We start from the raw sequence: 23,756 nt of genomic DNA, 5'->3' as shown, positions 1-23,756 counted from the left end.
AATAGTCGTTTCTTGCGACAGGTGGCTTTTGTCTGTTAACGGATTTCGAGCGTCTGTTCAGCGCAGCTTGGACAGGGCGTTTGTGTGAGCTCATCCAAAGAAAGTCGGACCAAAACAGAATCATCTTGTTCACAGCGATGGACCGGTTCAATGATTGCCCCTTTCAAAAACAAGGCGCACCAAAACCGGGTAGAGATTTGCTGACAGGTCGGACACCGAAAGACATCATATTGATGCGGTACCCATCCGTCTTCAATTTCCTCAATATGGGCATGATATGTCCGAATCAACTCGGCTCGTATCCGGTCATCAATTTTTTGGCGACTGACGAGCGGCTCTTGATACGGTGGAACAAATAAAAAAGGTAATGCTGATGCGTAACTTTCCATCCCATACGTCAACACCGATGGAAATCCTTTCCACTCTTCCTGCTGACCGATTTCAATGATTTGACGATACGTACATACCGCACAATATAACTCCATCCGGTTATCCTCCGATCTTCCGCACCATCTCTTTCAACATCTCTTGTGTAACGGGTCCGACATGTTTTCCGACAATCATCCCTGTTTGATCAATAATGTAAGTCGCCGGCATCGCCACTAACTGATACGTTTTTTCCGATTGTCCTTTCGTATCATAAAGTACCGAGTACGTAATCGGCGTTTTTTTCAAAAACTGTTTTACATCACTCAACCGTCTTTCCGCAGTCGTCACGTTGATGCCGTACACCGGGATTGATGTCGATTTGGCAAAGGCGTTTAATTCCGGTATTTCCTGCTGACAAGGGGGGCACCAGGTTGCCCAAAAATTAATAACGATGAGCTGATCCGTTAAATCAGACAAATGAATCATTCGACCGTCTTGTTCTATTTCGAGGTCAGGCGCTTTCATTCCTGTTTCAAGTCCACCCTCTGCTTGTTGTTTCGCTTTCATTTGTTGTTGGTCCTGTTTCGTCTGATAGGCGCTGTAGCTTGTATAGGCAATTCCCGAAATGATGATTGCCGCCATCAGGTACACTACATATTTTTTCACTGATTTCGTCACTCCTCTATGTATGTAGTGTAGCAGAATCGTCCGCTTGATTTGTGACAAAAAAGGCAGATTGGTGCTGACCTTTTTTTCCGCTCAGATGAAATGTATTTGACGCACAAAAAACAGGAGTCGGATACTCTCCAACTCCTGTCAACGATTTTCATATTGTCTCGTTCATTAATTATAACGCGGCAATTGTTTTTTGACTTGACGGTTGTCTTTAACGCTTCCAACCGCTTCATCTCCGCCGAGTGCTTCGTTTAATGTCGTTTTACCTTCTTTGACTTCCAGCCGGCGATTAAAGAGTGCCCGATTGTCGACCGAAGCGACCAGGATGGAGGCAACATCCGTTTCGGAAATCGTTGCTTCCTTGACGTCCTTCAAGTCTTCATCGGCCTCAATCAATCCGCGCCCTTCTCCGTCAACGATGTTAACCGGACAAATGATGGTATATGTGAGTCCACTATGTTCAATCTGTTCTTCGGCTGCATTTTTGGCAGCGTAGAACGGATACATCTCTTTTTTGAATTGGTTCGGACGATCAGCACCATAGGCACTGAGGAGGACGAAATGACGAACGCGCGCCTTTTTCGCAGCATCAATCGTTTTTAAAGCAACCGTCCGGTCAAGTAACTCGATTTCAGTTGGTTCCCCGTCAACACCGGCTGTCGCTGCACAAATGACAGCGTCTTGACCGGAAACACCCTGTTCGATGACTTTTTCGAGTTCTGTTTCGATATCGACATAGTGCGCTTTAACACCAAGTTTTTCAAATCGTTCCACTAAATGCTGATGGCGGACGATAACCGTAACTTGATGACCTTTAGCGAGCGACTTGACGACACGAGCTCCGATTGTACCTGATGCACCTACAACTAATACTTTCATATGATAGGTCCCTCCTCGATAGATTAGTCACCTTTAGTAATTTCCACTGTTCGAGAAAGTACAAACCCGTTTTGAAAAATTAATCGTTTTTTAATGTCCCATAAAACGTCGTATCGAGTTTCGCACGCAAGTCCTTCAGTTCTTTTTCCTTAGGGAAATCGTAGAAAATACCATTCATCCGCTCACTGACACCTTCGACTTCGAGGTGTTCCCGCTTCGAAAACAGCGCGAGTGATAGTCCCGCCGTCATCATTTGACGGATGCTGACATCGAGATTCATTTCTTCTTTCATATACCTGTGTGCGCCGGGAATACTGGACCATCCCGTCGGTTTCATCAAATGTGTCGCCACGGCTTGGATGACTTCTGACTGTCGGTTTGCCCGTGCCACGTCTGTATCCGTTTTACGGTGACGGGAATAGGCTAACGCCATTGCGCCATCCATGTGATATTCTTTTCCTTTTTGGAACGAATACTGATTCGCTTTTCCGCTCGCATCTTGTTCCGAGAACGTTCCCGTCGACACTAAATCGACTCCTCCGATTTCATCAATCAATCCGATGAAGCTGTCAAATGAAATGACGATTTTACTATCAATGTCTTGTTCGAGAAGTCCGCTGACTGCACTGCTCGTACAGTCTTCTCCGCCATACGCAAAGGCATGGGTGATCTTATCTTTTTTCCCATTTTCACAGGCAATTGGCGTATACGTATCACGAGGAATCGACGTCAATTGAATCGTCCGTGAGAGCGGTACGAATTGCATGACGGACAGTGAATCTGATCTCGAACCGCGTAATGACTCTCCCGGTCGGGCGTCACTTCCGATCAGAAGAAACGTAAACGGTTGTGAACTAAAAAGAACGGCTCCAATCAGGACGAGTAATAATAAACCGATCAGCTTTGATTTGAAGCGACGTTTCTTTTTCGGAACAGGCTGTTTTTTTAACCGCTGTTCAGCTTCTACTTCACGCACCGGCTCTTTCGTTCTGTTGCTTCTTGACGCACGGCGTTGGCTGAAACGATTCAAGGCCATACTCGCCAGTCTTGTTCCTGAACGCACGATGATTCCGGCTCCGGCCTGCAAGCGCTTTTCAGAACGTCTTGATACCTCTTTCCGGGCAGGCGTTTTTTCCGACGGCTCATCTAAATACCGTTGACTGGCAGATCGTTCGCCTTCGTGATTTTGATCCATGGATTCGCGGGATACTTTCTCCTGATCCATCTTCTCTGATTCACGCAATTCTTCCTGACGTCTGCGCTCTAAACGGGAACGTCCTGAATGAAATTCTTCCATAGGTTACCTCCGTATCAATCTCGGGCTAAGTGTTTTTCCTGTAAAAAGTCACGCATATACGTCCGTTTCGGCTCCTTCATCGAAGCAGCCATCTGATAAACCCATCCTTCCGTCCGGCGTCCATCTGTTCGTTCTCCATAATACGTAGACGTTTCTTCTTCATATTGCGACAACAATTCACGCATCGTGTCGTCATTAGTATACGTATTCCGGTGGAAGACCGCATCCATCGGAAGGCGGGGTTTTTTACCCGGCTGTTGGTCTGGAATCCCGACTGCGACTCCAAATAACGGAACGACATGATCCGGCAAGCTCAACAATTCACTTACTTTAGCAGCGTCATTTCGTAATGAACCGATATAAACTGTGCCATATCCTAACGATTCCGCTGCAATAACTAGATTTTGGGCGGCTAAACCGGCATCGACCGCACCGACAATCAAGGCTTCCGTCGTTTCGACCGTCCGGTCCACGGAACCGGATGCAATTTCTGCCGCCAGGATGTGTTTATGATAATCGATACAAAAAACGAAGAAGTAACTGTTCTCAGCGACGTAAGATTGACCGCTCGCTACGTCCACCAATTGTCGTTTAAGTGCTTCGTCCTCCACGCCGATGATGGCATAGGCCTGCTGATAAGAAGACGTAGATGCAGACTGTGCCGAACGGACGAGTGTTTCGACTGTCTCTTGATCTAATTGATGAGGTTTGAATTTACGGATAGACCGGTGGTTAAGTAAATGTTCGATTGTTTCATTCATGAATAATCGCTCCCTTTTTGTTAATGATTCTCTTAACGATAGGCAAACCTTTCCGGAAGTGCAAATGTTAGCTACCCGTGTTCCAAAACAATCATTTTTGAATTCCATGCACTGCCGATTACTTCTTAAAAAAATCGGGAAAAGGATAGAACTACTATTGTGTCTTTTTTGTCGAAGGAGGGCGATCATGAGAATTCGTAAACTGCGTCTTTTACTTGAACAATATGGCGATACGACCCTTCGCGACATCATCGTAGAAATCTATCGTCAACTTCCGAAACAAGTCATCGAAGAAAAAGATCTTGATTTGATGTTATCCCAGTTTGCGAAGTACAAAGGATTACAAAAAGAACAGGATCAACCGACTGTCGAACAGGCGATTGAACAAACAGAACAATTCATTCAACTCGCGTATGATTTACAGTACTTGGAGCCGAATGAGCTGGTCTCCGTCCGCGAACAAAAAAATTGGTACGTGACGGCAAAACGCCTGCTTAAACATTTGCGCCATTATATCGGTCGAAAAAACGGAACACGGGTTGCTTTTGAGGAATTCTTTTTTTTACTTTCTTCAGCCGCCGGAGAAGAACCGCTTTTTTTAAGTAACGATCCCTTCCGACTGATTAAGGTCACACAAGTTGAACTATTCGAAGAGCTGGTCGGGTATTACAAACTGGACGCACCGGATCAGACATGGATGCAACGCGCCATTTATACTGCCGTCAAGGTACCGATTGATGTCGACACGGAACGCAGTGACCTTTTCCTCGCCGTCCTCACACATTGTACGGACGTCAGTGAACGGGAGGCTTATGTTGCCTTATTGAACACGCATGCCAAGAAACTCCGAGCGAAAGTTCGTGTCGATGCTGATATGCTGGTTTTGTATCAAGAAATCCGTTTCGCCGAACTGCATGCCCTGATCGCCTTACGTGAACTCGAACGCGCTGAAACGATGTTGTTTACGGAATATATTCCTTATTTCTCACATCGTTCGACGCCCTTCCGGTATTATCTTAGCTTGCTTGAACAAGCCGGATTAAAGGATGAACATGATCGGATTGAACGGGTTGGACGACGTAAACATATTCACTTTTAAGCTGAAATCCACGCAAAAAAGACGAAACGTTCTTCGGCAAATTCCGAGAACCGATCGTCTTTTTGCTTTAATCTGTCGCATTTACGATTCCTAATCCAACTGTCGCAAGCAAAGCAATGCAGGCGAATAAAAAAGCCATATCGTTCGGAGAGTCGAATCCGTCATATGTCGGTTCTTTTTGATCCGTGATAATCTCATCCATCGTCCCGTAACTGCCGTATGTCGTAGATTGCCGGACTGTCGTTTCTTTTTTTTCAATCTCCTGTGCCTGAACAGGATTCATACCGAGTAAGACCAAAAAAAGACCTGTCGCCATCAGTAGTTTCGTCATCTCATCACCACCTGATTATTTACCTTTAATTTCAAATTAATACATTAAAAAACCCTATTTTTGTTATACTGAATGCACTGGCTTTCATTTTTTTCTGAAAGGACGTGCACGTGTTGAACATTTTATCGTACGATCAATTATCTCATCCACAACGGCGTTTGGTCCATCGCTTACTCCGTACCAATCCGTCTTCCCCGTCATCATTTTCCTACCCACCAATCGAACACCAGCAATGGACGATTTGGCATGAAGATCATGTCCAGGCAACTCTCGGATTTCATGTTTTCGAACATACCGTTCAACTTTTAAATGCTTCCTATACCGATTTACAGGCGTTTCAAATCCTCGCTCACCATGTCCACTCGCAGGCACTCTCGTTTTCTCCACGTCATATCGATGTCCAAATCATACCACCGCACGACTTTGGATTCATCACGACCTGGAACGCTTTAGGATACGCTTTGTCCTGTGAACAATTTCGACTGATTGGTCTGACGCGTGACCGCCCCGTCTCCGTTCAATTCAAACCACTTTCCTTGCGCAACCGTCAGTTGTTCTTGACGATTCGCAATGACGCAATTCGTTATTCCGACTTTCTCTTTCCTTATGATGCTGCCCATCTCGATTATTTAGTCGATCAAGGTGTCCTGCCATACCTCGTCTACGACAAGAACACCGTTGTCGGAACCATTCTGATTGAACAGCATAAGCAGGTCGTCCGCCTTTTGGAAATTACGTGTTTACCGCAATTAAAAAACCAAGGATACGGGCGCCGGATTCTCGATACGTTCCAAATGAAATTACATAAGAAAAATATCTTATCTTTTGAAGTGTATTGTTTTTCGACCCATCAAGAAGCTCTTCGCCTGTATCAACCGACAACTTTTTGTGATATTCAAATTTTCTCGAATTGGCACCGTTATTCCTGCGAACCGGTTTCGTTAACCACGTAACCGTTGAACGATTTCCGAGTATTCGCTGAGTATATATTGATCATCCAACGTATTGAAATCGATACCCGCCTGCCGCTTTAAACGGTCGCCGATGACAAATAAACTTTCGTAATAATCCGTCCCCATACTTGCTGCAAGACCCGGTTGATGATTATGAAATGCCAACAAGGCATCTTTTAGAATTTCCTGCTTATTTTGTTCCATCAAAACATCGTCCAGCATCTTCGGGAATTGTTCCGTCTGACGACCGACGATCGCATAAAAAAGTGGAAAATGTTTGGCATACCGAAACGTTGCAACATACCGGGTGTTCTCAATGATGGATTGCAGGCTTTCAAATTTCGTCCGCTGAAGCCGTTCCGCCAGACCGACTGTCGCCGGATGTTGAAACAACGGAAGACTCTGTTCATCCAGTGCTTGCTCGTGCGTCAACAACAACACGATGTCCAGGGTATTGATTTCATCCGTTTCAAGAAAACGGTCACTCCGTTGCAATGTCGTTGTGTAGTTTAGGTCCAACCCCGAATCGACGGCAAGTTGGAACAGAACGTAGTCATAGACTGTATACAAACCTACAGGAAAAGATAACGGCTGTCTGACAAGCGACCGGTGACCTTCGACTGTGATAAGTTGATTCAGATCGAGACCGGATGTGAGCAACTGTCGAAACAGCAACGCTCCCTGCTCGATTTCCGTCAATTTCATCAGCAAACGGTCCACCTCAATCAGCGGCTGTTTCGTCTCAAGAGCTAACGCAAGATGTTTGTCCGATTGAAGCGCGACGGCCCGTCCGACAAAATTCAAAGCTTGCCGCTCTTGTGCTGTCAGCAGTTGATTATATGTTTGAAAGGCTTCGTTCTCCAGTGTAAGAAAAGCATTCAGCGCCGGAGCGATGGCTTCATTTTTAACAAATCTTTTCATAAATTATTGTCCCCCTGCATGATGTCTCTCTTCGTAGTGTACGCAATATTGAATCGTCTTGAAAGGCTCAAAAAAAATCTTGGCAGCTTCTCATAGAGAAAGAAGCACCAAGATTTTTATTTTTTACTTAACTGGAGATGTGAATTCCGGAAAGCTTCATCCTGTTTTCCGGTTTTTTCAATACTGGTTCCAACCGAGCCGCTGTATTCAATCTGTTGTTTAGGCTGAATGAATTCATAAGTAATTGCCGGTTCACCGCGCAAACGTACTTTAATCACTTGACGATGTTGAATTGAAAAAGAAGCCTTCACTTCCAGTAGTGACGTTTTATCGATGTTGTGCTGTGTCTGCAACATCTTCGCTAACTGTTCTTCTGCACTGCGTTGACTACTTTGAAGTTCAGCGTAGGAAATTCCGACAGCAAATGACAATACGCCAATCAAACTTAACGCGAGAATGACCAGTACTTTTTTCAATGACTGACTCACCTCCAGACAAAGTTCTTCCTGCTCTCTTCATCGGTTCGTCCGTCCTATTCCTGAAGTCTTTTTGAATCTTCCCCCAAGTTCATTTGCATGTCTAGATGAGGAATTCCGTCCTCTAAATATACGTCGGACGTTTCTTTAAAACCAAATGAACCGTAAAACTGTTTCAAGTGTGCCTGAGCCTGGAGATCAATCAATGATTCCCCCTGCTTCTCGATGTGAGTAATCGCTTCGTTCAACAGTTTTCTTGCTACGCCGTTTGACCGGTAATCCGTCTGGACCGCTACCCGACCGATTGCAACGGCGCCTGACGACTTCCTCGGCAAAATGCGCAGGCAACCAATCAAACGTTCGCCGTCATACGCGAGACCATGCAGGGCATCTTGATCACGGTTATCGAGTTCCGGATACGGACAATTCTGCTCCACAACAAATATATCTGTTCTTAATTTCAATAATTGATACAAGCTTGTATTGTCCAACTCATTGAATCCCATCCACTTTGTCTGATACATACCTGATTCGCTCCTCTTTGCTTCTAAAATCAACCTCTGAACAACCGGGACAACCGGCAGGAATAGATCACGACCGGAATTCCATTGAACAACGTGTCTTTTTCCCATTGTAACCCATTCGCCCGCGCGACATTTTGCGAAGAATGATTTTCCGGGTGAATGATGGAAATCAGACGGTCATGTCCCCGCTCGAATGCTTCGCGCATCAGTCGTTTGGCTGCTTCCCGGCCATATCCCACTTTCCAGTGAATCGGCGTCAACCAGTAGCCGACTTCGAGTTCCTCGATTCCATCGACTGTTTGTAAAAGCAGTCCGGCAAATCCAATCGGTTCATTCGTCTCTTTTTTGATCAACAGTAAAAATCCGGTTTGCCGTTCATCCTTGTAGCGATCCAGTTGACGCTCAAACCAACTCCGCGCCTCATCCTCGTCCAAAGCGACACCGCCGTTGATGTAACGCATGACCTGCTCATTTTGAACAAGGGTTTTATAAAACGTAAAATCCTCTTCCACGAACGGACGCATTTCCAGTCGTTCACTTTCCATTTGAATCCCCCTCTTTCCGGATGACAGTCGTTTCTTTAATTTTCCCTTTTTTACTTTTATTCATTCACAATCCGCTCATTTTTCATAAAAAGAAATCAACATCTACATGTTGATTCGATTACATTCTTCACGAACAGCTTGCTTTTTATCTGTCAACTCTGTATTTTGGGAACAGTATGCTAAACATCAATCACGGAATTAGTGTAAAATATATTTTGAGCGTTTTTTGGCTGAATGGAATTTATGAAAAAGGACTGAGACATGATGACTGAGCAATTATTAGCTGGATTATATGAAGGTATTGCAAAAGAAGCTGTTTTAATTAATGAACCCTTAAAAAACCATACGTACACCAAGATGGGCGGACTGGCAGATTTATTCCTCATCCCGTCGACATACGAAGAAACTGCATTCGCTGTCCGGTATGCCTATGAACATGATCTCCCGTTGACAATGCTTGGAAACGGTTCGAATCTCGTTGTCCGCGACGGCGGTATCCGTGGTATCGTTTTATCCTTTGAAAAATTAACGGATATCTCGGTTGAAGGACATGAACTGATTGCGCAGAGCGGTGCGGCCATTATCCAAGCTTCACGTATCGCTTACGACCACGCCTTAAGTGGTCTTGAGTTTGCCTGCGGTATCCCGGGAACGATTGGCGGCGCACTCATCATGAATGCCGGTGCCTATGGCGGAGAAGTAAAAGACTGCCTCCACAGTGCAACGGTCTTGACACGTAAAGGTGAGCTGTTGAACATCTCACACGAAGAACTTGAACTCGGGTACCGGACAAGCTGTTTTTCGAAAAAAGAGTACATCATTCTCGAAGGACGTTTTTCATTAACAGAAGGCGATCCTGCTTTAATCAAGGAAATGATGGACGATCTGACACATAAACGTGAGACGAAACAACCCCTCGAGTATCCTTCATGCGGGAGTGTCTTCAAACGTCCGGAAGGATATTTTGCCGGTAAACTGATTCAAGACAGCGGCTTGCAAGGTGCACGAATCGGTGGCGCAGAAGTGTCACAAAAACACGCCGGTTTCATTGTCAATATCAAGGATGCCACAGCGACCGACTACATCTCGCTCATCCGCCATGTTCAGGAAACCGTCCAGGAAAAGTTCGGCATCTTACTGGAGCCAGAAGTGAAAATCATCGGGGAAGAAGCTTAATCATTTTTACTCAAACCAAACAAAGAGAGCACCCCGACATGATCAACATGTCCGGATGCTCCTTTTTTCTTATCCGCAAAAAATTGTCTTAGATTGCCCAGTTTCCGTCACGCATCAATGGTTCGCGTGTTCCGTCAGACAACTCACCGTCAATCGACATCTGACCTGAACCAATCATGAAATCGACGTGTGTCATTGAATCGTTTGCACCTTGTGCAGCCAATTCTTCATTCGACAGACTCGGACCGTTTTCGAGACATGTTGAATATGCACGACCGATTGCCAAGTGACATGAAGCATTTTCGTCAAACAACGTATTGTAGAACAAGATACCCGAATCTGAAATCGGTGAGTGGTGAGGTACGAGGGCCACTTCTCCGAGATAACGGGCGCCTTCATCCAATGAGATGAGTTCGTCAAGCGCTGCCTGTCCCTGTTTCGCCTCGGCTTTGACGATTTTTCCGTCTTCAAACCATAATGTGAATTCATCAATCAGATTCCCGCTGTAGCTGAGCGGTTTCGTGCTCGAAACATGACCGTTGACTCCTGTTTTCTTCGGTAACGTAAATACTTCTTCTGTCGGCAGATTGGCGATGAAGTCAACACCATCCGCGTTTGGTCCGCCGCCACCTAACCAGACGTGACGCTCCGGCAGTTCAATCGTCAGTTCTGTTCCAGGCGCTGAATAATGCAATTTATTGTATTTCTTTTCGGTCAGGAACGTTGCTTTCGTCCGCAGGTTCGCATCATGTCGCTCCCACGCCGCGACCGGATTGTCCTGATCGACACGTGTCGCCTTCAAGATAGCTTCCCACAGGTCTTCTACAGCGTGTTCCGAGTCTGGGAATACCTTTGCCGCCCAAGCATCTGACGGCGCGGCAATGACGCACCAGCTGACGTTATCGCTCATGACGAACTTACGCCAATTCGCCAATGCTACCCCTGCAGCTTTATTCGCCCGGGCAATCCGGCTGGATTCGACGCCGTTCAATAGGTCAGGATCTTCACTGACAACGGACAGGAAGGCTGTTTTTTCTTCTGCCAACTGATCAAAGCGGGCTTTCAGCCACTCCGGGAACGCATCAAATGAATCTTCCGGTGCGTCGAAGTAACGGATTTTCGTCATTTCGTCATCTGACCATTGGACGTAGACATTCGAAGCGCCCACTTCGTAGGCAACGCGTGTGATTTCACGGACTAACGGTGCGTTTTCGATCCCCGCCCGAATTTCGAGTTGTTGACCGGCTTGCAGGTTAATTCCTGTACGTACCGCGAGTGCGGCATATTTTTTTAATTGTTCTTGAGTCGGCATTATGTAATCCCCTTTCAACTATTACTCTTATTTTCACGAAATAGTTGCAATTTTGCAAGAAATAAGGTGAAACTAGAGATACAGAAGGAGTGTTGATGATGGAATTTACACCAGGCGATTTTAAATCCGCTTACACCTATTTTCACCGGCAAGCGTTAACCGCGGTCGGAAATGCGAAAGCGCAAGAAGACTTATTGATTCAAGGGGAACTCGGATTAGCTCGATTGACGACAGATCTTGCCTCTGAGGACGGCTCGGATGTCGAACGCGAAGCAGAACTTGTTCTTTACTTCCAGCTCAAGCAGTTGCTCGAGATGTTACGTGCTTTGTACAACAAACGTTTCGAAATGCAACCGGAACAGGAACAACTTTTATTGACGGCCGTTTTATACTTCACGTCTCCGGTTGATGCCTTGCCCGATGAAAATATTTTAGGCCTGTTCGATGATGCTCAAATCGTCGAAGCCATTTATGAAGAACTGGCAGCAGATGTCGATCGTTTTCAACATCTCGAATAATGACAGACATCAAAAAGAAGGACCCGATTTTTCATCGGATCCTTCTTTTTTGTTTTTATAACGACGTCCTTAACGATTTTTAAGCTTTTTGTTTGGAAGCGATGTTGATTGTCGCTGCCTGTTCGTTTGACTGTTCTACTTCAAGTTTCGATTTATTGAGCCATGTGTAAACCATTCCCATGAACAATGCTCCGCCGATGATGTTTCCAAGCAACGCCGGAACCAGGTTATGGATCGCACCGGCAAAGGAAATCGCTTCAGGATGCGGAACGACTAAAGCCAGTGAGAACAATGCCATGTTGGCAATGACGTGATCAAAACCGGAGGCAAAGAACACAGCAACTAAAATCATCATCATCATGATTTGTGCCAGTTCGTTTTTCATGTTTTTCGGAATGAAAATCGCCAGACAGACCATCCAGTTACAGAAGATTGCTCGTGTAAAGATCTCCCATGTCGTATGATGAATTTTCGTTTCAGAAACTGCAAACAACCAGTTCTCCATTCCGAGCTCCTGGATAATTCCTGTCTGTGAAAAGAGTAAGGCGAAGGCAAGTCCACCAAGACCGTTTCCGATAAAACACAGTGTCCATACTTTCAATGTATCCATTTTCGAAGTAAAACCACGCATGGTCGATGTCGTGAAATACATTGTGTTTCCGGTAAACAATTCTGCTCCACCGTAGACGATCAAGACGAGTGCGACACCGAATGTCAATCCACCGACAAGTGTCGTAACCGGTGATTCATTTAAATATAAACCGTTGATTGCTTTAAGTGTAAATATGATGGCAAAACCAATGAATACTCCAGCTAACATCGCTCGAACCAAATATTCCAGCGGACGCATCCGTAGCATTTGTGTCGATTTGACAGCTTTTTTTCTTAACCCTTCTAATGCTTCTACTTCATTCATTGTAGAAACCCCGCTTTCTTTTGTTCAACACTTCACAATGTCTGTTCATTTATTATCATACTTCCATCTTATAAGATGTTCAAGTCATGAATAGACACTATTTAACGTTTTATTAAAAGAGCAGGATGTAAACGATACCATTGTGTCAAGTTTGTGAAAAGTGCCTTTTCTTGGTGAATACAACTAGTTTGAAGGAAGGATTTGAAGCGCACCCTGGAATTTTTCAAAGAATACCGACCGTCTGGATTCGACCAGTACATAGTCTTCGACAACGACGCGGTTAAAGCGGGTTGCGGAAGAAGTGGCCCGCTCGATATCCCGCGGTGTATAGTCTTCAATCCGTTGTCGGTCCGTCTCAAACGTAACGTCAGAAAATGTGTCGGTATAACGGATTTGAAGTTCAGATAAATCAGAGACACTTAAAAAAAGTGCTAATGTATGATGCATGATCAGCTTGGATAATCGGCTTTCGAGAAAAGAAACACCGGCAGACCGGACTGTCTTCCCATCCCTGCCCGTCCAGTCCGCCTGTTCTTTTTCGGCTGGTTCGTATGTCATCTTCACGGACGTCCCCTCTACCGATACGGCAGTCAAAGCTTCTGAAAATGGCAACTGCTTAACTAGCTCTTCAATCGCAACCGTATTGGAAACCGAGATCCCGACATGACGCGCAATCACCTGACCATCCTTAAAACGCTCTTCTTCCGGCGGCTGCTGTAAATTCAGAACGAACCATGATCCTGCCGATAATCCGAATCCAATACAAAGAATGAACAATATGATTTTTTTCAAAAAAATGGTCTCCTTTCTGAAAAACAGACGATTTGATTGTTCTTTTTTCAAAACAGGGGTTGAATTAATCCTCATATCAGCGTACTCTTGCAGGCAGATACTTTATGGAGGAGGAGCATGAGATTACTCATCAATCAACATGAAAACTAAACAGCCTGCAAAGAAAAAACGTACAGAGAAAATCGGTTTCCTCTTGATCGGGACGCTGCTGTACTCGTTGTACATCAGTCTTCTCTTATCGCCGAATGATATCGGATCCGGCGGCATCATGGGAATCACACTTATTGTTCAGGAATTATTCCACACGCCGATCGGCTTGACACAACTGGTCTTGAATATTCCACTTTTTTTACTTGGATTTCGTTTTTTGAGAAAACGTTTTATGTTTTTATCCGGTCTTATCGTCTTGGCTTCATCATTCCTGATCGACTGGATTCCGACTCAAATCGTTCCGGAATCTTTAAATGATCCGTTGGTCGCTTCCATTTTTGCCGGACTTGTCTCCGGTTTGGCAATGGCTTTAATCTTCTTTGGCGGCGCCTCGACTGGCGGTCTTGATATCCTTGGAAAGTTCTTTTATGCCCGCTTCCACAACTGGCCGCTTCCACGTATTTTTTTAATGCAGGATCTAGTCATCTATGTACTTGTCTGGTTCGTGTTTGATTTAAAACATGTCATGTATGCTTTAATCATGAGTTTCGTTCGAGCAAAAGCACTTCAGACGGTATATAGTTTTTATTCTGCTTCTAAACAATGTATCATCATCTGTGAAAAAGCTGATGAAATTAATGATGTCATTACAAAAGAGCTCGGTCGCGGTGTAACGATTCTCGATGCGCGCGGCGGGTATTCGAAACGAACGAAAAAGATGGTCTATGTCGTTGTTCAGAACAATGAGATTCTTAAACTACAGGAAATTGTTTCCTCTGTTGAAGCAAATGCTTTTGTTACATTTTCTGAAATCCACACGGTTTTCGGAAACTATAAAGAGCATTCCTATTCTTTTTAACTGCTTAAAATTCTGTGCCGTTACACTCGATGTAGCGGTTTTTTTGTGTATAATACGCAAAATCAAAGAAAATGTTCCACATTTTATTGAAGAATCCTTCACTTTTTGGGAAATAGTGGTTAAGCTAGTGACATTACGTTTTGTAAGAAAAGGACGGATTGCATGAATCAATTATGGCGTCATCGTATCATCCTTATCCTAGTCGTCAGTCTGTTTGCCTCGATTCCGCTCCTCTATGCTTTAAGCGGATATCGTACAATTTCGAAGTTGACGGCAGAGATGCATACACAGGATATTCCAATGATTAAACAAGTGGACCAACTGATAGAACATAATCGCGATCGGGCGAATGCCGTTCGGGGACTCTTATTATACGAAGATGATCGTTACATTGAACAATACTATTTTTCCACCTCTAAAGTTCATGATTTACGACGTTTATTGAATTCCTCTAATCAGACACCCGGGACAGTAAAAGATTTATTGTCACGGAACAATGCGTGGGAAGAAGAGATTCAAGAGGTGTTTACCGTCTACGAAACAGATCATCCGCAACGTGCGAAAAAGTTGGCGAAACAAACGACTCAAACGACTCAAACGATTCTTGAAGATCTGTCGCAGATCAAAGACAAATTATATCGTGATTTGGAGCAAAAACTGGAATTGACTACTGAAATGACGGCAGAATATAAACGGATGTGCTTCAGCCTCTCCATTTTAGCTTTTTTGTTAATCGCAACGACCATCATTTTATTTCACCGGTCCAAACCGACTCTCGAAAACAAAACAAACACGTACCGTCTATAAGAACGATGCGTGTTTATTTTTGTGATGGAGCAGACTTATGAGGACGCTTTCCCCTCATTTACATGCTCCATGGCCAGATGGACGAGCGATGAGACATGGTGATCGTCCAATGAATAGTAGACGACCTTACCTTCTTTTCTATATTTCACCAGACCTTGTTTCAGCAAGGTACGGAGATGGTGAGAAGCTGTTGCAATCGAGCAATCTACCGAAGCCGAGACATCACAGACGCAAAGTTCCTCTTCTACCGTTAAGGCGTAAGCAATCCGCAGACGTGTGGCATCTGACAGGACTTTGAATAACTTTCCGATGTCCGTCGTCGGAATCGTATCGACGACTTGCTCAATCTCTTGCGCACGTACCTGATCAATCGCAATCGTTTCACAACGTGGTGCATCCACAGTCATCACCTCTTTCCCTTTAATTCCACCATCGTTTCAAATGAATTGCAAGGAAATCACTTCAAGACTCCAACGACTGACTCCTTTAAATCCGGTAACTGAACATCGAAAAACAAAACAGGTCTGCTTCCCGTTCATCCCAAATGGAAAGCAGACCTGTTCATTTGTCACGGTTTCGTCTTGAGACGGCATAAAAGAACCAACCGCCCAAAAAGTTTCCGATATCCCATACGATTCGATTGGAATCGACGGCACGTACACCGATATCAATCACACCAGTACTTTTCAAACGTTCCTCGTAACGTTTCCGTAAAAAACGGGGTAACGGAAGCGGCAACATCATCCGGTAAAAAATGTCCAGATGTGTGTGCCCCCAAATTTCCGTTGCGATGGAACTCGTTTGAATGAGTAAGGAACGTTTATACTGTTGCTGGTATTTATTTTTTAACAAAACCGCCAGTTGATAGGAATAACGATTCGGGAAAGGAAATAGAGCTGCCCCTAAATGATATTTCCCGCGATTTTCGACTCGAATGATTTGTGGTTCGATTTTATACCGAATCCAACGTCCTCGAAATCGAACAGACTGCCATTTCACGACCATCACCTCTAGAGGGATTATACCCTGTCTGAAACGCTCTGACGCACTTGTTCGACGGTCTGTTTAAACTTTTTTGTGGTGTGTTCGATTTCCGGATTGGCAAATAAAGCTGACACCACGGCGTATCCATCTACGTGAGAACCAAGTAACGACACGTTTGTTTCGCTAATTCCTCCGATTCCCACTAACGGGATGCGAACGGCTTTCCTGATTTGCTCTAACGTCGCCCGTGACATGAATGTCGCATCCTGTTTCGTTGCCGTCGGAAAAAGTGACCCGACGCCTAAATAATCTGCGCCTTCCCGTTCTGCCGCCACAGCTTGTTCGACCGTTGAAACGGAAACACCGATCGTCGCCGTGGGTAACAATCGGCGTGCTTCCGTTAAAGGAATATCGTCTTGACCGATATGCAGGCCCGCTTCGACTAATAAAGCGATATCGATCCGGTCATTGATGATCAATGGAATATTATAACGGGCAGTCAGATCCTTCAGCGCAACGGCTGATTCGAGAAAATTCTTACCCGACATCTCTTTTTCCCTTAGTTGAACAATCGTTGCACCGCCCTTAATCGTTGCTTCGACAGCATCCGCCAGGGGAAGATGCGGGTGCAGACGTCTATCCGTCACTGCATAAATCAAGTATTCACTGTTCATTCATCTGCACCTCCGGCAAACTTTCCTCCGTCATCAGACTGACCGCATCAAACAATCCGGTCCGAAAACTGCCGATACCGTGACGATCTCCGGCCGCTTCCCCTGCTTTTCCCATGGCGTACGTCCCAAACACAGCTGCGTCGAAATGATCGTATCCTGCTCCCAAAAACGTCGCAATCAAGGAAGCGGTCATACATCCTGTGCCCGTCACTTGGCCGAGTCGTTTTGTTCCGACGTCCAGATGACGTTGACGCACTCCATCTGTCACAAAATCAACGGGTCCAGTGACGACGATGACTTGTTTCGTCTGGGACGCGAAGGCATGTACACTTTGAAGATCGAGTGATTCTCCTTCCGCCACATCGACCCCTTTCGTTCGAGCAGCCTGTCCAAGCAACGTTTTAATTTCCGAAGCATTTCCTTTGATGACCGTAAAGGTGATTTCCTCCATCAGTTGTTTCATAAAATCCGTTCTTAATGTCGTGGCTCCCGCGCCCACCGGATCCAAAATGACCGGTTTCCCCAGCCGGTTAGCCGTTTTCCCTGCTAGCAGCTGTGCTTTGCGCATGTCCGGATTGATGGTTCCTGTATTAATCACGACGGCGTCTGCAAGACCAACCATCTCTTCGACTTCGAGCAGGTCCTCTGCCATGACAGGAGATCCTCCAAGTGCAAGTGTCATATTGGCACAATCATTGATCGTGACGGTATTCGTTAAATGATGAATCAACGGTTTTTTATCATGGATGCGTCGTAGCATGTGTATCCCTCCAAAGTTCATGAAAATGATGTGTGGGTCCAATTCCGTGTCCAAGAGCAAAACCGTGACGAATCGCTTCGGTCACATAACGTTTCGCATAACGGATGCTGTTTTCCAGTGAATGACCAAGAGCCAGGTTGGCAGCGATAGCAGCCGACAACGTACAGCCTGTCCCGTGCGTATGACGGGACTCAATCCGTTCTTGTTCAAAGACAACATACCGTTCGTCCGTGTATAAAAGATCAGTGGCGTCTTGCCCTTCCAAATGCCCGCCCTTGAGCAACACAGCTCCTGCTTGTCGTTCAGTCAGCTTGACCGCTGCTTGCTTCATATCAGCAAGTGAATGGACCGTTCCGCCGATCATCCGCTCGATTTCAGGAATATTTGGTGTCACAAGGGTCGCAAGTGGTAACAGCTGTTCGAGCAATGCCTGTTCCGCATTCGGTTGTAACAAAGCATGGCCACCTTTTGCGACCATGACCGGATCAAGAACAATCGGCACAGGATACTTTTCCAGCTGTCGGGCAATCACTTGAATCGTTTCCTGATTAGAAACCATTCCAATCTTGACGGCATCGACACGGATATCTGAAAAGATCGAGGTTAACTGCGCCTCCACAAGCTCGGGAGATACGTCTTCAACCGCTTGAACCCCCCGTGTATTTTGTGCCGTAATCGCCGTGATGACACTCATGCCATATACGCCGAGTGCTGAAAATGTTTTTAAATCTGCCTGAATCCCCGCTCCGCCCCCGGAGTCGGATCCGGCGATCGTCAATACGTGTTTCATTCCAATTCCTCACTTTCCTGTGAGCAAATAAGGAGAAAACGGACAACAAAAAGCGCCGTCCGCTGTAAAAAAGCAGACGACGCCATGAATAACCAGGTTGACCGGTTAAGTACTCATGTCTTCGATCTCAACTTTCCTACGCTGGTATTATCCAGTTCAGGTGACAGGGTCGAAAACAGAATGGTTTTCCTCTCAGCCGGACTCCTCCAGCTCCCCTAGTTGCTCGTAATTTAAATTCTTTTTCACTGTATCACAGCACCATCAAAAAAACGAGCCGAAGCCCGTTTTTACAAGTATCCAAGTGGATCAACCGTGTTGGCAGGTCCTGACGCACTATATTGATATCCACCGATATGCAGTTCAAAGTGCAAATGCGGTCCTGTCGAATTACCCGTACTGCCAAGAGTACCAAGCGTTTGACCTTGAGTGACCGTTTGACCTGCTGAAACCGATAACGAATTCATATGACCGTACACCGTTGTATACACTTGACCGTCAAGGAAATGGGAAATCATGACGTGATTCCCGTAAGGTCCGCCGCTTCCGGCCGTAATGACCGTTCCGGAAGCCGCCGCACGAATTGGCGATCCGACAGGGCCGCTAAAATCGACACCGTTATGGAACGTATAACCGTTCGCTCCACTGGCCGGTCCGAATCCTTGTGAGACACCACCCGAAGCCGGACGAACAAACTTCGCCGATCCGGTCGGTCCACTGCTGACAGGAGTTGGAACAACCGTTGATTCACTTGATTTAGGCATTGATTTTGCCGCCTCTTTTGCTGCTTTTTCCGCTGCTGCCTTTTCGGCCGCTGCTTTTTCCGCGGCGGCTTTCGCGGCGGCTTTTGCTGCCGCAATCGCTCTTTCTTGAGCTTCTAAAGTCGCCTGTAATTCTTTGGCACTCAACAGTTTTGTCGTAAACTTCGTCTTCCCTTTACGTAATTTTTTCAGGGTTGCGCTCCGTTCTTTCATCTGTTGTTTTAATTGTTTCTTTTGAATGAGCAATGATTTTTTTTCTTGAACACGCTCTTCTTTTTTAGTGATCAGGTTCTTTTTCATTTCCGCCAGCTTTTCCTGTGTTTCCAAATAGGCAGAAATCATTTTATCATCTTGTTCGGCGATTTTTTTCCCGGCCATGACACGGCTGAATAAATCCCCCAGGTCTTTTGAACCAAAAATGACTTCTTCCCATTTGATCGAATTACCGTCGTTTTCTTGAAGGACACGTAACCGGTCTCCGAGCAACTCTTCTTGCCGGGTAAGCATGATTTCATAGCGAACGATTTCCGCTTCCAAATCTTCAATCTGAAGGTTTAGTTGTTTAATCTGCTTATTTTTTTCAGAAATCCGGAAAATATTTTCATTAATCGCTGCATCAATTTTATTGATTTCGCGTTGTTCCGCCGATATTTTGGCTTCTTGCTTTTTAATGGCCTTTTCCAATCGACGCTGTTCTGTCGCATTTTGAGATTTCTTTTCTTTAATCGTTGCAGCATGACCAGAAGTCGGCGCAGTTGATACGAGCAACACTCCTAACAATACCGTTGACAACAATTTTTTTAACATGTTTGGTTTCCTCACTTATGTATGATTTCTTATTTGAAAAGTATTTAATTCAAAGTATTTATGCCTGAGATTGATTATAGCATCGTAATAGTTTCAGTAAAATTTCATTTATGTTTCAAGTGAAAGCGTTTTTTTGTAATATAACATTTTTCATTTTGATCAAGACACACAAAAAAAAAGCGATTGCCATAGCAATCGCTTTTTCCGTAATTATAACATCGACATTGGATTTACAGAATTCGCCGGTCCTGAAGCACTGTAGCTGTAACCACCTACATGAATTTCAAAGTGTAAGTGCGGGCCTGTTGAATTCCCTGTGCTGCCAAGGGCACCGATTTGTTGTCCTTGACTGACACGTTGTCCAGCATGTGCATTTAATGAACTCATATGCGCGTAAACCGTTGTATATGTTTTTCCATTTAATTGGTGTGCAATCATGACATGATTACCGTACGGACCACCACTTGATGCAGTGATAACCGTTCCTGTTGCTGCTGCAACAATCGGCGTACCGACCGGCGCTCCGAAATCAATTCCATTGTGGAAAGAGTAACCGTTCGAACCGCTTGCTGAACCATATCCTTGTGTGATTGATCCACTTGTCGGGTGAATAAACATAGAAGAAGATGATGGAGCAGGTGTTGGTGCTGCCGGTTCCGGTGTTGGTGCCGGTGCTGCTTTCGGTACAGTCACAGATGGCGTAGATTGTTTCGTCGACGTAGCAGGTGCTGACGATTTTTGTTCCGCTTTGGCTGCCGCTTTAGCAGCGGCTGCTTCTGCTGCCTGTTGTTCAGCCGCTGCTTTTTGAGCCGCTGCCGCTTGTGCTGCCTGTGCTTCTGCACGTGCTTTCGCTTCACGTGCCGCTTGTGCTTGACGCTCTTTTTCGATTCGTGCTTCACGTTCGCGGGCTGCTTTTTCAGCTGCAATTGCTTGTTCTTGCGCGATCAAAATTTGTTGTACTTCTTTTGCATCCATCAACTGAGTTTCAAATTTCTTTTTCTGTTTCCGGAGTTCTTTTAAGCGTTTGTTACGTTCTTTGAGCTGTTGCTCAAGTTCCGCTTGTTGACGTTTCAACTCTTGTTTCTCCGTCACAAGTTTTGCTTTTTTATCTTTTAATTCTTGTTGAGCAGCTGCTAATTTTTTTTGTGTATTTTGATAATCGGTAATCATTTTATCATCTTGTTGTGAGATTGATTTCCCCGCTAAGACGCGGCTGACCAGATCCCCGACATCTTTTGATCCAAAAATGACTTCTTCCCATTTAATGGAGTTTCCATCATTTTCTTGCATGACACGAAGACGGTCACCAAGCAGTTTTTCTTGGCGTTTTAATTTCGCTTTATACTTTTCGATCTGCTTTCCAAGTTCAACGATTTCTGCTTCAGTTGCTTTGATCTGACGGTCTTTTGTTTCTACTGCAAACATTTTTTCGTTTAACGCTTCGTCCAAGCGGTTAACTTCCTGTTGAGTCTTGGAAATTTTTTGTCCTTCTTGATTAACGGACGATTCTAAGTTTTTTTGCGTTTTGGCATTTTCTTGTTGCTTCTGTTCGTTTTTAGCTTTTTGTTCACTTAAGTCATCTGCTGCTACGAAGTGAGGAGTCGATGAAAGAATAAGTGCCGAAACGATGAGCGACGCGAACGTTTTTTTCATGTAGTATTCCCTCTTTTTCTGTGTAGTTTATATAAGTAATCGAATGATGATATTTAAATTTAATAATACTTTTTAAAAATTATAAGAACGTTTTTGATTATAGCATTCATTTTCCTTGTATTATATTTCAGTGAGATGTCATTTTGGATAAGTTCTCTTTTCACTCTATCCAGACACTCCAACCGGATCTTCTCCATTGCGTGTTGGAAAAGAGTTTGACACACTATGACTATCGAAGTAAAGGAGGAACTGTTATGTATTTAGATCATACCGGCATCGCTGTTCGGGATATGCAGGAAGCGATTACGTTTTATACGACTGTTTTAGGAGGAACGTTAATTCGTGAGTACAGCAATCCGACACCGGGGGTTGCGTCTAATATTGCTGTCATTGAATTTGAAGATGCGCATATTGAATTGTTGACTCCGACAAGTCCGGAGAGTCCGATTGCCCGATTTTTAAAACAACGGGGAAAAGGCGTTCATCATATTGCCTATCGTGTTGATGATTTGGACCAAGCCATTTTGGAAGCAAAACAACGGGGAATTACATTTTTAGAGGACACCTACCGTCAAACCCCGCTCGGCCGCCGATTAATTTATATGGATCCCCGTCATTCGCATGGGGTCATCACGGAACTTTGTGATTATCCGGAAAACTAAAAAATGAGCGTCCGCTGATTGAATTCAGCGGACGCTCATTTTCACTTTAAACAGTCATCCTAATTTAGCTAGCATTTCGCGATTAAATGCCGGGATATCATCCGGCTGACGGCTTGACACGAAGTTGTCATCGACGACTACTTCATTGTCTTCATACGTCACGCCCGCATTTTCTAAATCAATTCGAATTGATTTATATCCTGTCATTTTGCGTCCCTTGACAATCTTCGCATTGATCATCAATTGTGGACCGTGACAGATTGAGAAAATCGGTTTTTTAGATGTATCAAACTCTTCCGTAAATGTGACGAAACGATCGTCTTCACGGAGTAAGTCCGGCGAGAAACCACCTGGAATCAGTAGTGCGTCAAAGTCTGAAGAAGATGTTTCATCAATCGTTACATCGACTGTCACTTTTGCTTCCTCTTGTTTCCCGACAAGTTCTGCACCTTTTTCTGTTCCGATGATCGTTACTTCATGGCCCGCTTCTTTTAACGCATCAACAGGTCCGGTAAACTCGACATCTTCAAAATGATCTGCAAGTACGACTGCTACTTTTTTCCCCATTTTATTCATCCCCCAAATAAAAATTTCCGTTACTTATCAAGTCCTCGATCTCTTGGTGACACCGGATCATCCGGCATCTGATCTTTTCCTTTTAAAACTTCTTTTTGCTGTTCGGGCGAAAGCTCAAGTTCCTTATCCGTTAAACGTTTTCGTTCATCTTCAAACTTTTCGTTTGGTCGATCCGTTTCTTTTGGAGACATGTTACTTTCCTCCCTTTTCAAGACAAAATCAGTTATCTAAGGATTCGACTACTTTAACCGACAAATCAACATCGATGTTGCCGCGTGTTGCTTTTGAATATGGGCAGAATTGATGTGTTTTCTCAAGTAAATCTTGTGCTTCTTCTTCTGTTACACCAACTACTTCGACGACAAGTTTAGCTGCGATTTTGACGCCGCCCGCTTCCTCATCTTCCAGTAAGCTGACTTCAGAATTCGTCCGTGTCTCGACTCGTTTTTTATCTTGGCGGGCCATCAGGTTGAATGCCCCATCAAAGCATGCAGCGTATCCTGCTGCGAATAATTGTTCTGGATTTGAAGTAGGAATATCTTCTTTGCCTTTCGTACCCGGCATGACAAGATCTAAATTAATTACGTTATCGTCAGAGGCGACCTTTCCATCTCGTCCCCCTACTGCAGTTGCACGTGAAGTAAGAATTGTTTTCGTCATGAATAAGAACCCCTTTATCGCTAATTTTAGTAGCTTGTTTCGGCCACATAAACTGTATTACCACTGTCTTGA

The 23,756-nt window shown here is 44.8% G+C and carries 30 protein-coding genes and 1 riboswitch; of the genes, 7 read left to right on the top strand and 23 right to left on the bottom strand.

Annotated features, from left to right (window positions below):
• Positions 1-35 precede the first annotated feature (35 nt).
• From R7V76_RS08530 to nfsA, 5 genes are all read right to left on the bottom strand, one after another.
• Positions 36-485, bottom strand: coding sequence for a hypothetical protein (locus R7V76_RS08530; RefSeq protein ID WP_318092053.1), 450 nt, complete (start codon positions 483-485; stop codon positions 36-38).
• Positions 486-489: 4 nt separating this feature from the next.
• Entirely contained in the window at positions 490-1,035 is a 546-nt protein-coding gene (locus tag R7V76_RS08525) for a TlpA family protein disulfide reductase (RefSeq protein WP_318092051.1), read from the bottom strand.
• 177 nt (positions 1,036-1,212) lie between these two features.
• Positions 1,213-1,923 (bottom strand): NAD(P)-binding oxidoreductase, encoded by a 711-nt coding sequence (locus R7V76_RS08520; protein ID WP_318092050.1) that lies wholly within the window; start codon positions 1,921-1,923, stop codon positions 1,213-1,215.
• A gap of 79 nt (positions 1,924-2,002) precedes the next feature.
• Positions 2,003-3,220 carry an LCP family protein gene (locus R7V76_RS08515; RefSeq protein ID WP_318092049.1) on the bottom strand — a complete coding sequence of 406 codons (1,218 nt, stop codon included), beginning with the start codon at positions 3,218-3,220 and terminating at the stop codon, positions 2,003-2,005.
• A 14-nt stretch (positions 3,221-3,234) separates the two neighbouring features.
• Positions 3,235-3,981: an oxygen-insensitive NADPH nitroreductase gene (nfsA, locus tag R7V76_RS08510; RefSeq protein ID WP_318092048.1), complete on the bottom strand. Its 747-nt coding sequence runs from the start codon at positions 3,979-3,981 to the stop codon at positions 3,235-3,237.
• Between the two features lie 187 nt (positions 3,982-4,168).
• Between nfsA and R7V76_RS08505 the strand changes: the two genes are divergently transcribed.
• On the top strand, positions 4,169-5,080 hold the full coding sequence (locus R7V76_RS08505) for a hypothetical protein (RefSeq protein ID WP_318092047.1): 912 nt from the start codon (positions 4,169-4,171) through the stop codon (positions 5,078-5,080).
• Between the two features lie 67 nt (positions 5,081-5,147).
• Here R7V76_RS08505 and R7V76_RS08500 read toward each other — a convergent pair whose 3' ends face one another.
• Entirely contained in the window at positions 5,148-5,411 is a 264-nt protein-coding gene (locus R7V76_RS08500; protein WP_318092046.1) for a hypothetical protein, read from the bottom strand.
• A 110-nt stretch (positions 5,412-5,521) separates the two neighbouring features.
• Between R7V76_RS08500 and R7V76_RS08495 the strand changes: the two genes are divergently transcribed.
• Complete coding sequence (locus tag R7V76_RS08495) at positions 5,522-6,364, top strand: GNAT family N-acetyltransferase (RefSeq protein WP_318092045.1); 843 nt, start codon at positions 5,522-5,524, stop codon at positions 6,362-6,364.
• On the opposite strand, the gene R7V76_RS08490 is transcribed toward R7V76_RS08495, so the two are convergent.
• The 4 genes from R7V76_RS08490 to R7V76_RS08475 all read right to left on the bottom strand — a co-directional run bounded on the left by R7V76_RS08490 (position 6,353) and on the right by R7V76_RS08475 (position 8,830).
• Entirely contained in the window at positions 6,353-7,285 is a 933-nt protein-coding gene (locus R7V76_RS08490) for a hypothetical protein (protein WP_318092043.1), read from the bottom strand. The two genes, R7V76_RS08495 and R7V76_RS08490, sit on opposite strands and share 12 nt — an antisense overlap.
• 116 nt (positions 7,286-7,401) lie before the next feature.
• The gene (locus R7V76_RS08485) at positions 7,402-7,773 is read right to left on the bottom strand and encodes a hypothetical protein (protein ID WP_318092042.1); all 372 of its coding nucleotides are present in this window, start codon (positions 7,771-7,773) and stop codon (positions 7,402-7,404) included.
• A 44-nt stretch (positions 7,774-7,817) separates the two neighbouring features.
• Positions 7,818-8,285: a GNAT family N-acetyltransferase gene (locus tag R7V76_RS08480; protein WP_290829729.1), complete on the bottom strand. Its 468-nt coding sequence runs from the start codon at positions 8,283-8,285 to the stop codon at positions 7,818-7,820.
• Positions 8,286-8,314: 29 nt separating this feature from the next.
• On the bottom strand, positions 8,315-8,830 hold the full coding sequence (locus tag R7V76_RS08475; protein ID WP_318092040.1) for a GNAT family N-acetyltransferase: 516 nt from the start codon (positions 8,828-8,830) through the stop codon (positions 8,315-8,317).
• 261 nt (positions 8,831-9,091) lie between these two features.
• Between R7V76_RS08475 and murB the strand changes: the two genes are divergently transcribed.
• A complete protein-coding gene (gene murB, locus R7V76_RS08470) occupies positions 9,092-10,006 on the top strand; it encodes a UDP-N-acetylmuramate dehydrogenase (protein WP_012369457.1) in 915 nt (304 codons plus the stop codon).
• Positions 10,007-10,094: 88 nt separating this feature from the next.
• Here the strand turns inward: murB and R7V76_RS08465 are convergent, their stop codons facing one another.
• Positions 10,095-11,318 carry an aminopeptidase gene (locus R7V76_RS08465; RefSeq protein ID WP_318092039.1) on the bottom strand — a complete coding sequence of 408 codons (1,224 nt, stop codon included), beginning with the start codon at positions 11,316-11,318 and terminating at the stop codon, positions 10,095-10,097.
• Between the two features lie 95 nt (positions 11,319-11,413).
• On the opposite strand from R7V76_RS08465, the gene R7V76_RS08460 reads away from it, so the two are divergent.
• Positions 11,414-11,836: a DUF1232 domain-containing protein gene (locus R7V76_RS08460; protein WP_318092038.1), complete on the top strand. Its 423-nt coding sequence runs from the start codon at positions 11,414-11,416 to the stop codon at positions 11,834-11,836.
• A gap of 79 nt (positions 11,837-11,915) precedes the next feature.
• Here R7V76_RS08460 and R7V76_RS08455 read toward each other — a convergent pair whose 3' ends face one another.
• Together R7V76_RS08455 and R7V76_RS08450 are read right to left on the bottom strand one after the other, a co-directional pair.
• Positions 11,916-12,752, bottom strand: a complete 837-nt coding sequence (locus R7V76_RS08455) for a formate/nitrite transporter family protein (protein ID WP_012369453.1) — start codon at positions 12,750-12,752, stop codon at positions 11,916-11,918.
• Positions 12,753-12,935: 183 nt separating this feature from the next.
• Complete coding sequence (locus tag R7V76_RS08450) at positions 12,936-13,544, bottom strand: hypothetical protein (protein ID WP_318092037.1); 609 nt, start codon at positions 13,542-13,544, stop codon at positions 12,936-12,938.
• A 139-nt stretch (positions 13,545-13,683) separates the two neighbouring features.
• Here R7V76_RS08450 and R7V76_RS08445 point away from each other — a divergent pair, with 139 nt between their 5' ends.
• Complete coding sequence (locus tag R7V76_RS08445) at positions 13,684-14,553, top strand: YitT family protein (protein WP_318092036.1); 870 nt, start codon at positions 13,684-13,686, stop codon at positions 14,551-14,553.
• Between the two features lie 162 nt (positions 14,554-14,715).
• Complete coding sequence (locus R7V76_RS08440) at positions 14,716-15,360, top strand: CHASE3 domain-containing protein (RefSeq protein WP_318092035.1); 645 nt, start codon at positions 14,716-14,718, stop codon at positions 15,358-15,360.
• Positions 15,361-15,395: 35 nt separating this feature from the next.
• On the opposite strand, the gene R7V76_RS08435 is transcribed toward R7V76_RS08440, so the two are convergent.
• The 7 genes from R7V76_RS08435 to R7V76_RS08405 all read right to left on the bottom strand — a co-directional run bounded on the left by R7V76_RS08435 (position 15,396) and on the right by R7V76_RS08405 (position 21,786).
• The gene (locus tag R7V76_RS08435) at positions 15,396-15,767 is read right to left on the bottom strand and encodes an ArsR/SmtB family transcription factor (protein WP_251136040.1); all 372 of its coding nucleotides are present in this window, start codon (positions 15,765-15,767) and stop codon (positions 15,396-15,398) included.
• Between the two features lie 154 nt (positions 15,768-15,921).
• The gene (locus tag R7V76_RS08430; RefSeq protein ID WP_318092034.1) at positions 15,922-16,365 is read right to left on the bottom strand and encodes a hypothetical protein; all 444 of its coding nucleotides are present in this window, start codon (positions 16,363-16,365) and stop codon (positions 15,922-15,924) included.
• 14 nt (positions 16,366-16,379) lie between these two features.
• Positions 16,380-17,018 carry a thiamine phosphate synthase gene (thiE, locus tag R7V76_RS08425; protein WP_318092032.1) on the bottom strand — a complete coding sequence of 213 codons (639 nt, stop codon included), beginning with the start codon at positions 17,016-17,018 and terminating at the stop codon, positions 16,380-16,382.
• Positions 17,008-17,778, bottom strand: a complete 771-nt coding sequence (thiM, locus tag R7V76_RS08420; protein ID WP_318092031.1) for a hydroxyethylthiazole kinase — start codon at positions 17,776-17,778, stop codon at positions 17,008-17,010. Before thiM ends, thiE begins: the two co-directional genes overlap by 11 nt.
• On the bottom strand, positions 17,759-18,568 hold the full coding sequence (thiD, locus tag R7V76_RS08415; protein WP_318092029.1) for a bifunctional hydroxymethylpyrimidine kinase/phosphomethylpyrimidine kinase: 810 nt from the start codon (positions 18,566-18,568) through the stop codon (positions 17,759-17,761). The genes thiM and thiD overlap by 20 nt, the downstream gene beginning before the upstream one ends.
• A gap of 116 nt (positions 18,569-18,684) precedes the next feature.
• Positions 18,685-18,795: riboswitch (TPP riboswitch) on the bottom strand.
• A 60-nt stretch (positions 18,796-18,855) separates the two neighbouring features.
• Positions 18,856-20,133, bottom strand: coding sequence for a murein hydrolase activator EnvC family protein (locus R7V76_RS08410; protein WP_318092028.1), 1,278 nt, complete (start codon positions 20,131-20,133; stop codon positions 18,856-18,858).
• Between the two features lie 210 nt (positions 20,134-20,343).
• Positions 20,344-21,786, bottom strand: a complete 1,443-nt coding sequence (locus R7V76_RS08405) for a murein hydrolase activator EnvC family protein (RefSeq protein ID WP_318092027.1) — start codon at positions 21,784-21,786, stop codon at positions 20,344-20,346.
• 254 nt (positions 21,787-22,040) lie between these two features.
• Between R7V76_RS08405 and R7V76_RS08400 the strand changes: the two genes are divergently transcribed.
• Positions 22,041-22,448, top strand: coding sequence for a VOC family protein (locus R7V76_RS08400; RefSeq protein ID WP_012369442.1), 408 nt, complete (start codon positions 22,041-22,043; stop codon positions 22,446-22,448).
• Positions 22,449-22,502: 54 nt separating this feature from the next.
• Here R7V76_RS08400 and R7V76_RS08395 read toward each other — a convergent pair whose 3' ends face one another.
• Genes R7V76_RS08395 through R7V76_RS08385 form a run of 3 tightly spaced genes read right to left on the bottom strand, consistent with a single transcriptional unit; the run spans position 22,503 to position 23,684 of the window.
• Positions 22,503-23,015, bottom strand: coding sequence for a type 1 glutamine amidotransferase domain-containing protein (locus R7V76_RS08395; RefSeq protein WP_318092024.1), 513 nt, complete (start codon positions 23,013-23,015; stop codon positions 22,503-22,505).
• Between the two features lie 29 nt (positions 23,016-23,044).
• Positions 23,045-23,215 (bottom strand): hypothetical protein, encoded by a 171-nt coding sequence (locus tag R7V76_RS08390; protein WP_165871683.1) that lies wholly within the window; start codon positions 23,213-23,215, stop codon positions 23,045-23,047.
• Between the two features lie 28 nt (positions 23,216-23,243).
• Positions 23,244-23,684, bottom strand: a complete 441-nt coding sequence (locus R7V76_RS08385; RefSeq protein ID WP_318092023.1) for an Ohr family peroxiredoxin — start codon at positions 23,682-23,684, stop codon at positions 23,244-23,246.
• Between the last annotated feature and the right edge of the window lie 72 nt (positions 23,685-23,756).

It is taken from the genome of Exiguobacterium artemiae, assembly GCF_033342815.1.
Taxonomy (GTDB): Bacteria; Bacillota; Bacilli; order Exiguobacteriales; family Exiguobacteriaceae; genus Exiguobacterium_A; species Exiguobacterium_A artemiae_A.
Note: the sequence above shows the minus strand (reverse complement) of the source record. Positions and strands in the feature narration are given on the sequence as shown.